Source organism: Pacificibacter marinus, from assembly GCF_018860505.1.
In the GTDB taxonomy this organism is placed as follows: Bacteria; Pseudomonadota; Alphaproteobacteria; order Rhodobacterales; family Rhodobacteraceae; genus Celeribacter; species Celeribacter marinus_B.
The window spans coordinates 17635-30891 of record NZ_JAHKPU010000037.1 but is presented as its reverse complement, the minus strand read 5'-3'; the positions used below and the strand labels follow the sequence as shown (position 1 = coordinate 30891).

Sequence of the window (13257 nt, the reverse complement as noted above, 5' to 3'; positions counted from 1 at the left end):
GACACTTAGAAGGGCGTCCAAGGATCGCAGTTTACTGGTGCTGCCTGGATCACGACCTTGACTGAGGCTGATGTCAAAATCTCAATGCCTCTCGTGACATTGGCTTTGCCAATGCACTGCCGGTAATAGATGGGCGGGGGCGATATCTGGGCAACATCTTCATCGAACGGCTGTGGCGGTCTTTGAAGCAGGAGGCCGTATACTTGCATGAATTGCAGGACGGCTTCCAAGCCAAACGCGTGATCAAAGACTGGATCAACTTCTACAATATCGAGCGGCCTCACACCGCTCTCGACAAGCGAACCCCAGACAACGCATTCTTTGACGCAGAACGAAACCAAAAGGCGGCATGAAATCAACCCGATTACATCTTAGCTGAACCGCAAAACTGTCCGAATAAGTGGGACCACTTTATTTCGACATTAAGTCTGGCCAGTTTGACGACGCCATTCTGGACAGAGTTGAAGACCTAGAAGAAGAGCTTCACGGCAATATGGTTGCCAGTCTTCACAATCCACTCGTGACCACCACCGCTGCGCGACTGAAAAATTATGTGCGCCTTATACGCCTTGATCGACTTATGACCCCGCCTTTGGCCTTATAGACGCTTGAGGAACACATCGTTATCCTTGAAAACTTGGAAAAACGTGACTTATCTGGGGCCGAAGCCGCCATTTCGGCACATTTCCAAGCCGCTCAGCAACGGCTTTTGGGCATGCTCTAAGAGTAGCCGAGTTTGTTTTGCAAATTGGCTGGAGCCCCCCATGTCGCTGTCGCCATTGACCCAAACAATATTTGTTTGACGACATTGCCCTTCCGGTTGCCCTGAAGGGATACTTGGAATTGGATCGTTGGTCGCGATCTCTCCGGCTGATTTTGATATTCAGGATTGAGTGGGCTGGCTCATGTGGCACAGACCGATCACGATATTTACGGCGCCAAAATCACGTGGCGTTGAGGTGCCTTGGCCCAATCGCCAGATTCGAAACACTCAGACCAAATGACGGCCTTGATGCTAAATAGCTCGCTTGTTCAGCACTTTCGGAACAGGCATCGAAAAGTTGCGCGAAACAGCTTTTAAATCTCGCTCAGTGTATATTCACCCCACGCCTCCCGCCCCTAGGCCAGAACGCACTTATGCTAGGAGTGTACATCGTTATAAATTTACTACTTGACTAGTATGGTAATTTTTTTGCACGGTTCTCAGGGGAGATAAAATGAACAAACGCCTGACTGCCAAACCCATTGAGATTGATCCAAACCGCGCGACAAGCCCGCAGCTTTTTGCCTGTTTGCGGGATCGAATTGTGCGCAGTGAGCTTGAGCCAGGCACACGCTTATCCGAAGTGGATGTCGCAACATTTTACAACACCAGCCGCCAACCCGTTCGGGAAGCTTTCATAAAGCTATCAGAGGCTGGCTTGATCGACATTCGCCCCCAACGCGGCAGCTTTGTAAGTCGCATCGATATGCACTCTGTTCTGGCCGCACAATTTGTGCGTGAAGCTGTTGAAGCAGATATCGCGCGAGCCGCAGCAAACTGCGCAACAGATGCCCTACTGGCCGATTTAGAGGCCAACTTAGCAAAACAACGGGACGCTATAGATAGCACCCCACAAGCCTTTATGGCACTGGACGAGGCGTTCCATTTCTTGATTGCAACCATCGCAGGACAAAGCGCTGGCTGGGGCTTTTTGGAAGGGCTGCGCACGCAAATGGACCGCGTCCGCCACCTGACAGCCAGCCAGTTCCCACGCAAAATACTTGTCGAGCAACACACACAAATCGTTAACGCGATCAGAGCGCGAAATGCCGATGAAGCTGAACAAAAGATGCGAAAGCACCTACGTCGCGTGCTGGATGACATCCCGACGGTTGCCGCCGCCAATCCAAATTTTTTCATCACCGAGGAGTCGCAGTGAACGCTGGGATTTCACACTCGGACACATCCCCACGCGCCCAGTGTAACACTGTGCGTATTGGCAAGATGGCTGCACGTGACCTTACGAAAAAGGCGTATCGCTTATGATCCAATAACGACTGCGTTCGACATCCGTTGAACGTCAATTCTGAGCCTGGAGTTCCACGCCCAGTAAAAACCAAGGGAGAGAGACATGACCATTAAAAAAACCGTATACGGACGGCGCAGCGTCTTGCAGTTGGGAGCGGCTGCACTTGCGACGCCGGCACTCATGCGAACAGCATGGGCACAAGATAAATTCGTTTGTAAAATTGCCCACTCAGAAGCCATAGGATCGCCATTCACCAATGCATTCGATAAATGGACAACGATGCTCAATGAACGCAGCGAAGGTCGCATCGACGCACAGCACTTTCCCGCAAGCCAACTTGGAGGCTTGGCACAACTGTTGGAAATGAGCAGAATCGGCACAATTCAAGTCACAGCAGCGGGCCCTGACAGTGAAGAAGCCATCGCACCAGAAATCGCCGCAACCGCAGGCGCACCGGGCTTTATCTACAAAAACGAAGCCCACGTCGACGCAGTACTGCAAGGCGATATCGGCCAAGAGATCAGTCAGATCGCACGCGAGAAAACAGGCGTTGAATTTATCGCATATGGCGAGGTTGGCTTTCGCCACCTGTTGACGAAAGTGCCCGTGACAGATTTGGCAAGCCTGCAAGGCGTAAAACTGCGCGTTCCAGAAGTCCGCATCTGGGTGGATTTTTGGAAAACGCTTGGCGCCAACCCGACACCGCTGCCCTATTCCGAGCAGTATTCGGCATTGTCGACAGGTGTTATCGATGGCTTGGATTCAGATTACTTCTCGGTTCTTGGATTCAAATGGCATGAGCAAGCAAAATACGTTCTTCCGACATACCATTGGTTCTTGCCCAAAGCGATCCGCATGAATGCCGCGTGGCTTGATAGTCTGCCAGCAGATTTGCAAGAGCTTTGCCGCACCTCGGCAAAAGAAGCCTTTGCAGAGCAGCGCACCATCAACCGCGCAGGCGCAGATCAAGCCTTGGAAGACCTCAAAGCCGCAGGCTGCATCGTCAATCCATTCCCTGCCGCAGAAAAAGCCAAGTGGGAAGAAAAATCCGCAGGCCTCTTCGAAGAATTCGGCGCGACCAGCCCCGAGACAGCAGCAATGATCGCGAAGATTCGCGCGCTCGGCTAAATCATATCGTGACTGCCCCACTGCACCCGATGTGGGGCAGACCACACTGAGGAGGAAATTTTGGACCACGTATCCCAGACGCACGCCGATCAACCTGTGCTGCCGTATCGTATGCTCGCCAAAACACTTGAAACCATCGCCGTTGTGCTAATGTTGGGCGCAACTGGAGTTGTCGTTTTACAGGTGTTCTGCCGCTATATTTTAAATGCTTCCCTGCCATGGCCAGAAGAAGCTGCACAATTTTTCTTTGTCTGGGCCGTTTTCCTTGGCATGGCCGTTTTGACATTTCGTGATCGTCATATCGCGATTTCGCTTTTCGTGCCCAAACTGTCGACAAAATCACAAGCCGCGCACCGCGTGTTTCTCAGGGTTGCGATGGCAATCGGCTGCATCGTTTTGGTGGTCCACGGCATCGACTTTATGAACCGCGCCATGCAAGTCATGCCCGCTCTGCGTGTGCCTTTGCGTTATCTATTTATGGCTGTTCCTTTTGGCAGTGCCCTGACCTTGCTGTTCCTCACCGCCCCCATTCAAGGCTATCGCTGGTGGAGCGGGATTGCCTCGTTGACTGTGGGGCTTGTTGGATATTACGCCCTACGCGAAGGTGGCGGCATGTTGTTCGGAGAATCCAGCAGCACCACAATTTTGATGATCGTCACAATGCTTTTGATCTTCGCCGAAGTTCCAATTGTTTACGCCTTGGTGATTGGCTCATTTGCGGGGTTAACGCCTTTGCCACCACTGATGTTTGTGACTGTCACCCAAAATATGTCCGGAGCTTTGAATTCTTTCACTTTATTGGCCATTCCCTTCTTTATTCTGGCCGCAGCCGTGATGAATGTGGGGGGGATCACCGTGCGCATCGTTGACTTGGCCTATCATTTGGTTGGTCATTTTCGTGGCGGCTTGGCGCAGGCCAATATCGTCACCAATGTCATGCTTGCAGGCGTCTCAGGGTCATCAACCGCTGATGCCTCAGCCACGGCAAAGCTGCTTGTCCCTGAAATGGAAAAACACGGGTATGGCCGTGCGTTTAGCTGCGCCTTGACCGCAGCCTCATCGACCTTGGCCAATATGATCCCCCCCGGATTGGGCTTGATTATCTACGCGGCTTTGGCCTCTGTGTCCGTTGGGGCGCTGTTTGTCGGGACAATCGTACCGGGTATTATGGTCGCCCTCGCCTTGTCATTTGTGGCTTGGGTCATCTCTGTACGCAAAGGGTATGGCGGAACCAAAGAGCGCTCTAATAGCTCTGAAAGATGGCGGTCATTCTGGCTGGCAACGCCCGCCTTATGTCTTCCTGTGATGATCGTCGGCGGTGTGCGTTTTGGCATATTCACCGCGACAGAAGCGGGTGCCATGGCGTTTGTTTTTGCTTTATTTTGTGGCGCGTTTATTTATCGCGGCCTGACGGCTCAAAACCTAGCCGGAGCCTTCCGTGAAGCCGTAGAAGACACCGTGGCAGTCGCCGTTATCATCGCGGCCGCCTCGCCGTTTGCATGGATTTTAACATTCGAACAAACCCCGCAGAAAATTGCAGAGTGGCTTGCAGCGCTCACCGGAAACAAAATCTTTTTGCTTTTGCTGATCAACCTTCTGCTGATCTTCGTGGGTCTATTTATAGAAATGATTGCCGCGATGGTGATCCTTGTTCCGATCCTTGTCCCTGTCGTGGTTGCCGCAGGTGTTGACCCGCTGCAATTCGGTATTATCATCGTTATGAACCTTGTGATTGGCGCTTTGACCCCACCGCTCGGCGTGCTGGTTTTCACAACCGCTCGTGTCGGGGGCGCGCCATCCACAGCGGTCTTCCGCGCCATTTTACCCTTTATCGCAGCGCAAGTTATCGTCTTGCTGATGGTGACTATGATCCCACAAATCACACTTTTGCCCATCCAGCTGTTTGGCCCATAAGGAACTCAACATGACAAATAAACCAATCGCCAACCTTGCCGTTATTGGCCTTGGCATGGCCACCAAACCGCATCTGGATGCACTGGCGGAACTGCGCGGCAAAGTGAATGTGTCTGGCGTTTTCAATCGGACCCGCGCCAAAGCCGACGCGATAAGCGAGACCTTTGGTTTCCCTGTGTTCGATAGTATTGATGCCATTGCCGCCGATCCGCACACCGATGGCGTCCTCATTGCGACCCCGCCCAATCAACGCGCGCAAATCGTCACAAAGATGGCCACGGCTGGCAAGCATATACTCATGGAAAAGCCTATTGAGCGCAGCCTGCAGGCGGCAAAAGACATTGTCACCGAATGCGAAGCGCAAGACATCGCCTTGGGGATCGTTTTTCAACACAGATTGCGCAAAGCTTCTCTGCGGCTGCGTGAGCTGATGGCCCAAGGCGCGCTTGGCGATCTCGCGCTTGTACGTGCTGAAATACCATGGTGGCGCGATCAGTCCTATTATGACATCGCAGGGCGCGGCACCTATGCCCGTGATGGTGGTGGCGTTTTAATTTCACAGGCTATTCACGTTATGGATTTGATGCTCAGCCTGACGGGCCCCGCCACATCAGTTCAAGCCCTAACAGCCACCACCCGCATGCATGAGATGGAATCCGAAGATTTTGCCACTGCGGGCGTCAGATTTGCCAACGGTGCGGTCGGTTCGATTGTGGCCACGACGGCCACTTATCCGGGCGAACAAGAACGGCTGGTTCTGGATGGCACCAAAGCCACGGCTGTTCTCAACGGAGGCCAACTCACGGTCACGTGGCACGACGGTCGAACAGAGACGGCAGGAGACATTTCAGGAACGGGTGGCGGTGCTGACCCGATGGCCTTCCCTTGTGATTGGCACCGCGACGTCATCGAAGATTTCGCCCGCGCGATCCACGGCAAGCACCAGCCCAGCATCACGGGTCGCGAGGCTTTGCGTGTACATGCTTTGATCGAAGCGATCACACGCTCAAGCGCCACCCATACAACTGTAGAGGTTGAAAACGTCTGATGGAAACTATTCGCTTTGCCGCTCTTGGCATGGACCACCGCCATATTTACGGCATGTCCCAAGGTATGATCGACGTCGGTGCGCAAATGGCGGGTTGGTGGACCCATGGTGACCCGCAGCCCATAGCGGGGTTTATGAAACGGTTTCCCGATGCCCCTCGTTTTGACGATCTGGACGAGATTTTGGATGATCCAAGCATTTCGCTGGTTCTGATCGCCTGCCGCCCAGACCAACGTGCAGATTTAGCCATCAAAGCCATGCGTGCGGGCAAGGACGTGATGGTCGACAAACCGGGATGTATTTCACTGGACGAAGTTCAGCGTTTGCGCATGACTGTGCGTGACACGGGACGTATCTGGTCGGTCAATTTCTCGGAACGCTTCGAAGTGCCCGCTGTCACCGTCGCCACAGAATTGGTGCGTAGCGGTGCCATTGGCGAAGTCATCCACACAACGGGCCTTGGGCCCCACCGTCTCAACGCCCAAAGTCGCCCTGACTGGTTTTTCGATGCCGCGACTTACGGTGGTATTTTAACCGATATTGCCTCGCATCAGATCGAGCAATTTTTGCATTTCACAGGTCACGAAGATGCGGAAATTACTATGGCCACGGTTGGAAACCATGCCAACCCCGACCACCCAAAGTTTGAGGACTTCGGCACCCTGTCTTTGCGCGCGGGCACAGCACAGGCGTTTATTCGTGTCGATTGGTATACCGCTGATGCCTTGCCCAATTGGGGGGACGGACGCTTGTTTATAACGGGCACCGAAGGCAGTATTGAATTGCGAAAATATGTAGATGTTGATGGTCGATCAGGAGATAATCATCTGTTTTTGGTCAACAAAGACACATGCAAACACTTTGATTGTACCAACGCTGATTTGCCGTATTTCCAAAATCTGCTGAATGATGTGATCCATCGCACCCAAACCGCCTGCCCTCAGGAACGAACATTTCGTGTTTGCGAATTGGCAGTCACAGCGCAGACAATGGCACAAGACACTAAGCTTTAACCCTAGAAAAACGACCAAACCTGCCATCTGTGCAGTTTTTTGAGGGCCGCTTTGGCGGCGGATTTTAAATCAAGCATTGCGACTCCAGTAATTCGAATGCCGGACATGCTCAAAGGATGGCCAAGCGCAATCGCGACACCGATATAGGTATTCGTAAATGCAAAGCCGTGCCCCAATCCTGACACCAACCGTTGTTGCGCTTGGTATCAGGATTGTTGGAGCCATTCACATGCCAAAAGTCATGCGGCAGTTCGCGATCAAGTCAGCACGTTTAATCAGCCTGTGGCACCTGTCGGCTCAACGTCTTACGTATCAGAATGAAGAATAACGGTACAAAGAGAATGCCAAGCAATGTCCCTGTGATTGTACCGCCCAACACGGCAGCCCCGACAGAGCGGCGTCCCCCCGAGCCAGCACCAGAGGAAAGGACAAGTGGGACAACACCCAGAGAAAACGCCAATGACGTCATGATGATCGGGCGAAACCGCAAACGAGCAGCTGTCAAAACGGCGTCGTAAAGTTCTTTGCCACTGTCGACCTGTTCTCGCGCAAATTCGACAATAAGGATGGCGTTTTTACCTGTCAGGCCGATGACAGTCAAAAGGCCAACTTGGAAAAATACACCGTTTTGAAAGCCAAAGTGCCATGCGGTAAAGAGTGTTCCAAGAATCCCGACAGGCATCGCCAGCATTACAGAAAACGGGATCGACCAACTCTCGTAAAGTGCTGCGAGGCAGAAGAAAACCGCAGCCAGCGACAAGGCGTAAAGCATAGGGGCCTGCGAGCCGGATTCACGCTCCTCTAGCGACAGCCCCGTCCATGCCACAGAAAAACCAGGTAGCTTGTCTGCAAAGCTTTCGATCTCCAACATAGCTTCGCCGGTGGAGACCCCCTGAGCCGGAGATCCTTGGATCTGCATTGACGGAATGCCGTTGTACCGGTTTAGCCCTTGAGGCCCGTAAACCCAACGTTCGCTGGAGAAGTTTGAGAATGGCACCAATTCGCCAGCAGAGTTGCGCACCCGCCATCTTTGAAGGTCGGTCGGTGTTGCACGGGCCTCCGCTTCGCCCTGAATATAGACGCGCTTGGTACGCCCGTTATCATTGAAATCATTCACATAAGTTCCAGCCATCGCAATCGCCAATGTGTTGCCAACATTGGCGGGCGAAACCCCCATCGCCCCAGCGGCACGCCAGTCGATGTCCAACTTGTATTGGGTCGCATCCTCTAGCCCAGATGGGCGCGCAGAGGCAATAAGCGGGCTTTGTGCTGCCATGCCTAAAACGGCATTGCGTGCTTCTAATAGCTGTTCGTGGGTCTGGCCATTCTGTGCCTGCAAGTAGAAGTCAAAGCCTGAAACGTTGCCCAATTCCGTCACTGCAGGTGGGACAATTGGAAAGGCCAGCGCCTCTTTGATGCCCATCATCGCAGGGAAGGCGCGGCCAGCAATCGCTTGCACGGATTGCGCAGGACTGTGGCGTTCTTCCCAATCCTTCAACCGAACAAATGCCAAGCCGTTGTTCTGCCCCGCACCTGCAAACGAAAAGCCTACTACGCTAAACACTGAGTCGACTGTTTCGCTTTCAGTGTTCAAGAAATGGTCTTGAATTTGCTTCGTGGCTTTAAGCGTATTCTCGGCCGTGGTGCCTGATGGGCCTTGAACAAGCGCGAGCATGATCCCTTGGTCTTCATCCGGCAAGAACCCTGTTGGCGTTTGCATGAACAGCCAGACAATTCCCCCGCCCATGAGGCCATAGACAAGCAGCATCCGCAGTGGCCGACGGATGACGTAGTTCACTGTCCAGCCGTAACCAGAAGAGAGTTTTTCAAAGGCGATGTTAAACCATGCGAAAGGACCACGTTTGACGTGATGAGTATCTTTGCTGCGCAGTAATGTGGCGCAAAGCGCAGGCGTCAGCGTCAGAGCCACCAACACAGACAACATCATGGCCGAAACGATGGTGATCGAAAACTGCCGGTAGATCACCCCAGTGGAGCCGCCGAAGAATGCCATCGGAATAAACACAGCAGAAATCACCAAAGCAATCCCGACCAATGCGCCGGTGATCTGATCCATGGATTTGCGCGTGGCTTCGCGGGGCGATAGCCCTTCTTCTTCCATGATGCGTTCAACGTTTTCGACAACAACAATCGCATCATCCACAAGCAAACCGATGGCGAGCACCAAGGCCAACATCGTTAGCACATTGATGGTAAAGCCGAAGGCGCCAAGAATTGCGAATGTTCCAAGAATAACAACGGGCACAGCGAGCGTTGGAATAAGCGTCGCGCGCAAGTTTTGAAGGAAAAGCAACATCACGAAGAAAACAAGTACGATGGCTTCAAGCAGTGTTTTTTGCACTTCATGAATCGAAATTTCGACGAATGGCGTGGTGTCATATGGGATAACATAGCTTACGCCTTCGGGGAAAAACTCAGCATATTCTTCGATTTTCTCACGCACGAGTTTCGACGTATCCAGCGCATTGGCACCCGGAGCCAACTGAACAGCCATGCCTGATGCTGGCTTGCCGTTGTACTGAGCGATTGTCATATAGTTTTCTGCGCCGATTTCGACACGGGCCACGTCTTCCAACAACACCAACCCGCCATCTGCATCGGAACGCAGAATGATGTTGCGAAAATCTTCTGGTGTTTCCAAAAGCGATTGTGCGGTGATCGTCGCGGTAAAGGCCTGCCCCTCGACAGAAGGAAGGGAGCCAAATGACCCTGCAGAAATCTGAGCATTTTGGGATGAAACAGAGGCAACCACATCTGAAGGCGTCATGTCGAATGCGGCCAATTTGGACGGATCAAGCCAGATCCGCATGGCGTATTTCGCCCCGAACACCTGTGTGCCACCGACACCCTCAATGCGACTGAACGCATCGACAAGATTTGAGTTGAGGTAGTCGGACAAATCCGCTTGATCCAAACTGCCGTCATCAGAAATCAAACCGATCACCATCAAGAAGCCCGCAGAGGACTTTTGAACAGTAACGCCTTGGCGCTGCACCGCTTCGGGCAGCAAGGCTGTCGCCTGTGCGAGTTTGTTTTGCACCTGAACTTGCGCGATGTCTGGATCGGTGCCGGTTTCAAACGTCAGTGTGATCGACGCGGACCCCGATGATGTGGACGAAGAAGAAACATACCGCATCCCGTCAAGCCCTGTCATCCGTTGCTCGATAATCTGCGTGACCGTATTGGCCACCGTATCAGCAGAGGCACCGGGGTAGGATGCATTGATCGTCACCGACGGCGGGGCGATCTGTGGGTATTGTGCTACGGGCAGCGTGTATATCGACAACACGCCGAGGCCCATAATCAGAATTGAGATCACCCACGCAAAGATAGGTCGGTCAATGAAAAATCGTGCCATGGGATGCTCTCAAATTTGAATTTAGTTGTTGTCAGCCGAAGAGACAGTGGACTCTTGCTCTTGCGGAGTCACTGTCGCACCAGGTGCCGTTTTTTGCAGACCTGAAACAATGACGCGGTCGCCTGCAGCAACGCCCGCAGTCACAACCCAATTGGAACCGTGGTCGCTAGACACAGTGAGGTTGCGTTGCTCGACGACGTTTTGCGCATTCACAACCAGTGCTGATGGTTCGCCACGGCGATCGCGTGTTACCGCCTGCTGAGGCACCAAAACAGCATCTTTTACAACACCTTCTGGCATATCAACCTGCACATACATGCCTGGCAACAAAAACCCATCAGGGTTGGGGAATGACAGGCGCAGCAAGATCGTTCCCGTGCCTTCGTCCACATGCGGTTCAGCGGCGGAAAGTGCGCCTTGATGCTCATAGGTTGTGCCATCGGCGAGTTTAAGTTTAACAACTTGGCCAAGGTCTTCTGCAAACCCAGCCCCCCCTTGTGCACGCCGCCAGCGCAACATATCGGCTGCGGCTTGCGTCACATCGACATAGACTGGATCAAGCGTGCGGATCACAGTCAGCGGCGTCGCCTGACCAGAGGTCACAAGCGCACCAACACTGACATCACTCAACCCAACAACTCCAGAAATCGGCGCACGAATGGCCGTGCGTTCCAGATCAATTTCAGTCGCAAGCACATTGGCCTCGGCGACTTTAACGCTGGCGCTTGCGATTTCTCGTGCAGAAATTGCATTGTCAAAATTCTGTTGAGACACCACGCTGCGCGATTTCAATTCTTGCTGTCGGTCGAATTCGAGTTGAGCCGCCTTGAGCGAGGCATTGGCTTGGGCAAGCAGCGCCTCAGATGATGTTTTTTGAGCCTCATATGAAGCGGCATCGATGCGGTAAAGCAGATCACCTTTTTCGACTGGCCGCCCTTCAACAAAGAGGCGCTCCAAAACAAGTCCGTTCACTTGCGGACGCACTTGCGCCTCTGACGATGCGGCGACGCGGCCAGGCAAAGATGCGGTCAACGTCACATCATTCGCTTCAAGAGTGACAACAGTTACAGGCGTTGGGGGCGGCGCATCCTGCGATACAGCAGCCAAAGGAAGGCTTGTGGCAAGAATTAAGGCGGCAGTCATTCGGCTCAGTGGAGCAATAAGAGAATGAGGCATTAGAAATAGCTCCAAAAATTAAGTGATCGCAGGGCACGAATATGGCGCGGAAGTTTTGTCGCGACGATTCTCGTTTTAAACGGTAAGCGGAAATACGCACTTGCGCCATGCTTAAGAAAACCCGATAGTTTTGTAAAGTGTCATGTGCGGATTCAAGGAGTAAGACCAGAGTGAGTGATGATAATTCCAGCACGGAGCTCTCATGCTGCGATAAGGCGCGTCGCGGACGTCCGCCGCGAATGAAACAGGCGGCGCGCGAAGCCGTCATTTTGAGAGCGGCAGCGCAACTTCTTATGGAAACACCATTTGACGATGTGACCATGGCCGTGATCGCCGCCAAAGCAGGCATGTCGAAACGCACCGTGTATGAACTATTCGAAAGTCGTGACGATTTGCTTGTGCGTGCTGTCATTAACTTTTCGCGCAGTTTTTTTCTGCCCCTCAAAGCCGAAGATTCACAACGCCCGCTCAGTGAAAGACTGTCGCTGTTGTTGCGCATCAATGCCCCGTCTGAAGAAAACTGGAACAAACTCGAGATCTTAAGATCTGCCGTTGCTAAGGCGAGAACCTATCCCGTCTTGGCTCGTAAACTCTATGCGTCGAGCAGAGGGACATTGGCTGGTTTTTTGCGCGCCGAGCTTGTCTGCGCCATCGAAAGGGGGGAACTTGTCTTGCCTCTACCCGACATAGATATGGCCGTGGACATATTGTTGGACATGGTCTTTGAAAACCCACTCACGCGCCTTTTACACCCTGACGCCCCGCCCCTGTCCGAACGTGAAGTAGAGCAGAGGCGCGAATTTGCCATTGCGATATTTCTGCGCGGTATCACGCCCTAAACGCGCCGTGCAAACTTGTGATGTTTGATCTTTCGTCCCAGTTTGCTTTCCCGCGTCCAATCTATCTCTCTGCCGAATATGCAAAGCAGCAAACTCTATCTTTTCATTGTCGAATTTTTAAAGCGGGAGCCTGCAATAAATCGCCTGTTGCGATACATTTCGCCACAGAGTTTTTCGGTCAAAGATCATTGGGAAATACAAGCTCTGGTCGCTCTCGTGACAAAACGGTACAGAGTATGAAACTTTGAGAGAGCGCTATGTCACAGACACCGACAGATTGGGCCGATTTTTTCGGGGATGACGATCCAACCATTGCATACAACCGTCTTTGGTTTTTTTTAATGCGTGCGCATCGAAATTTACACCCCAAGATAGCCAAGCCTCTGAAGGCTGAAGGGATTTCTGACCCTATTTGGTTTGAAATTTTGCTGAATGTTGAAAAAGCAGGTGCACAAGGGCATCCGATGGCCGCATTAGAGAAAGAGCTATATGTGCCCCAATATGCTTTATCTCGGCATATATCGCGACTGGAAAAAGCCGGTTTCATTCGTCGAACTTATTTGTCTGACGGTCGGCGCAAGCAAATTTTGTTTGTGACAGAAGAAGGCTTGGGCATGCATGCCCGCATCTGGCCGATCTATGTGCAAGCTATTCAAGCTGAGTTTGCACATCGATTTACCACCGATGAAGCTTATGAATTAGAACATATGATGATCAAAATTCTACCACAGGACGAATCTGAGTGAGC

General features: G+C 52.5%; 11 protein-coding genes. 9 read left to right on the top strand and 2 right to left on the bottom strand.

Going from position 1 to position 13257, the window contains the following annotated elements:
• Positions 1–98 precede the first annotated feature (98 nt).
• The 7 genes from KO503_RS13770 (at position 99) to KO503_RS13740 (ending at position 7115) form a co-directional block, all read left to right on the top strand.
• The gene (locus tag KO503_RS13770; protein WP_354667591.1) at positions 99–353 is read left to right on the top strand and encodes an integrase core domain-containing protein; all 255 of its coding nucleotides are present in this window, start codon (positions 99–101) and stop codon (positions 351–353) included.
• A 47-nt stretch (positions 354–400) separates the two neighbouring features.
• Positions 401–604 carry a hypothetical protein gene (locus tag KO503_RS13765; RefSeq protein ID WP_215992132.1) on the top strand — a complete coding sequence of 68 codons (204 nt, stop codon included), beginning with the start codon at positions 401–403 and terminating at the stop codon, positions 602–604.
• A gap of 613 nt (positions 605–1217) precedes the next feature.
• On the top strand, positions 1218–1922 hold the full coding sequence (locus KO503_RS13760) for a GntR family transcriptional regulator (protein WP_215992131.1): 705 nt from the start codon (positions 1218–1220) through the stop codon (positions 1920–1922).
• Positions 1923–2114: 192 nt separating this feature from the next.
• Entirely contained in the window at positions 2115–3140 is a 1026-nt protein-coding gene (locus tag KO503_RS13755; RefSeq protein ID WP_215992130.1) for a TRAP transporter substrate-binding protein, read from the top strand.
• 60 nt (positions 3141–3200) lie between these two features.
• Complete coding sequence (locus KO503_RS13750; protein WP_215992129.1) at positions 3201–5054, top strand: TRAP transporter large permease; 1854 nt, start codon at positions 3201–3203, stop codon at positions 5052–5054.
• 10 nt (positions 5055–5064) lie between these two features.
• A complete protein-coding gene (locus KO503_RS13745; RefSeq protein WP_215992128.1) occupies positions 5065–6102 on the top strand; it encodes a Gfo/Idh/MocA family protein in 1038 nt (345 codons plus the stop codon).
• Complete coding sequence (locus KO503_RS13740; protein ID WP_215992127.1) at positions 6102–7115, top strand: Gfo/Idh/MocA family protein; 1014 nt, start codon at positions 6102–6104, stop codon at positions 7113–7115. The genes KO503_RS13745 and KO503_RS13740 overlap by 1 nt, the downstream gene beginning before the upstream one ends.
• A 271-nt stretch (positions 7116–7386) precedes the next feature.
• On the opposite strand, the gene KO503_RS13730 is transcribed toward KO503_RS13740, so the two are convergent.
• Complete coding sequence (locus tag KO503_RS13730) at positions 7387–10494, bottom strand: efflux RND transporter permease subunit (RefSeq protein WP_215992126.1); 3108 nt, start codon at positions 10492–10494, stop codon at positions 7387–7389.
• A gap of 21 nt (positions 10495–10515) precedes the next feature.
• Complete coding sequence (locus KO503_RS13725; RefSeq protein ID WP_215992125.1) at positions 10516–11670, bottom strand: efflux RND transporter periplasmic adaptor subunit; 1155 nt, start codon at positions 11668–11670, stop codon at positions 10516–10518.
• A gap of 170 nt (positions 11671–11840) precedes the next feature.
• Between KO503_RS13725 and KO503_RS13720 the strand changes: the two genes are divergently transcribed.
• Positions 11841–12509 carry a TetR/AcrR family transcriptional regulator gene (locus KO503_RS13720; protein WP_215992124.1) on the top strand — a complete coding sequence of 223 codons (669 nt, stop codon included), beginning with the start codon at positions 11841–11843 and terminating at the stop codon, positions 12507–12509.
• A gap of 341 nt (positions 12510–12850) precedes the next feature.
• Positions 12851–13255: a MarR family winged helix-turn-helix transcriptional regulator gene (locus KO503_RS13715; RefSeq protein ID WP_252731093.1), complete on the top strand. Its 405-nt coding sequence runs from the start codon at positions 12851–12853 to the stop codon at positions 13253–13255.
• Positions 13256–13257: the final 2 nt, after the last annotated feature.

Coding starts and splice junctions, on each gene's coding strand:
- KO503_RS13745 (WP_215992128.1), top strand. CDS start 5,065: ATGACAAATAAACCAATCGCCAACCTTGCCGTTATTGGCCTTGGCATG.
- KO503_RS13730 (WP_215992126.1), bottom strand. CDS start 10,494: ATGGCACGATTTTTCATTGACCGACCTATCTTTGCGTGGGTGATCTCA.
- KO503_RS13715 (WP_252731093.1), top strand. CDS start 12,851: ATGCGTGCGCATCGAAATTTACACCCCAAGATAGCCAAGCCTCTGAAG.
- KO503_RS13740 (WP_215992127.1), top strand. CDS start 6,102: ATGGAAACTATTCGCTTTGCCGCTCTTGGCATGGACCACCGCCATATT.
- KO503_RS13755 (WP_215992130.1), top strand. CDS start 2,115: ATGACCATTAAAAAAACCGTATACGGACGGCGCAGCGTCTTGCAGTTG.
- KO503_RS13760 (WP_215992131.1), top strand. CDS start 1,218: ATGAACAAACGCCTGACTGCCAAACCCATTGAGATTGATCCAAACCGC.
- KO503_RS13725 (WP_215992125.1), bottom strand. CDS start 11,670: ATGCCTCATTCTCTTATTGCTCCACTGAGCCGAATGACTGCCGCCTTA.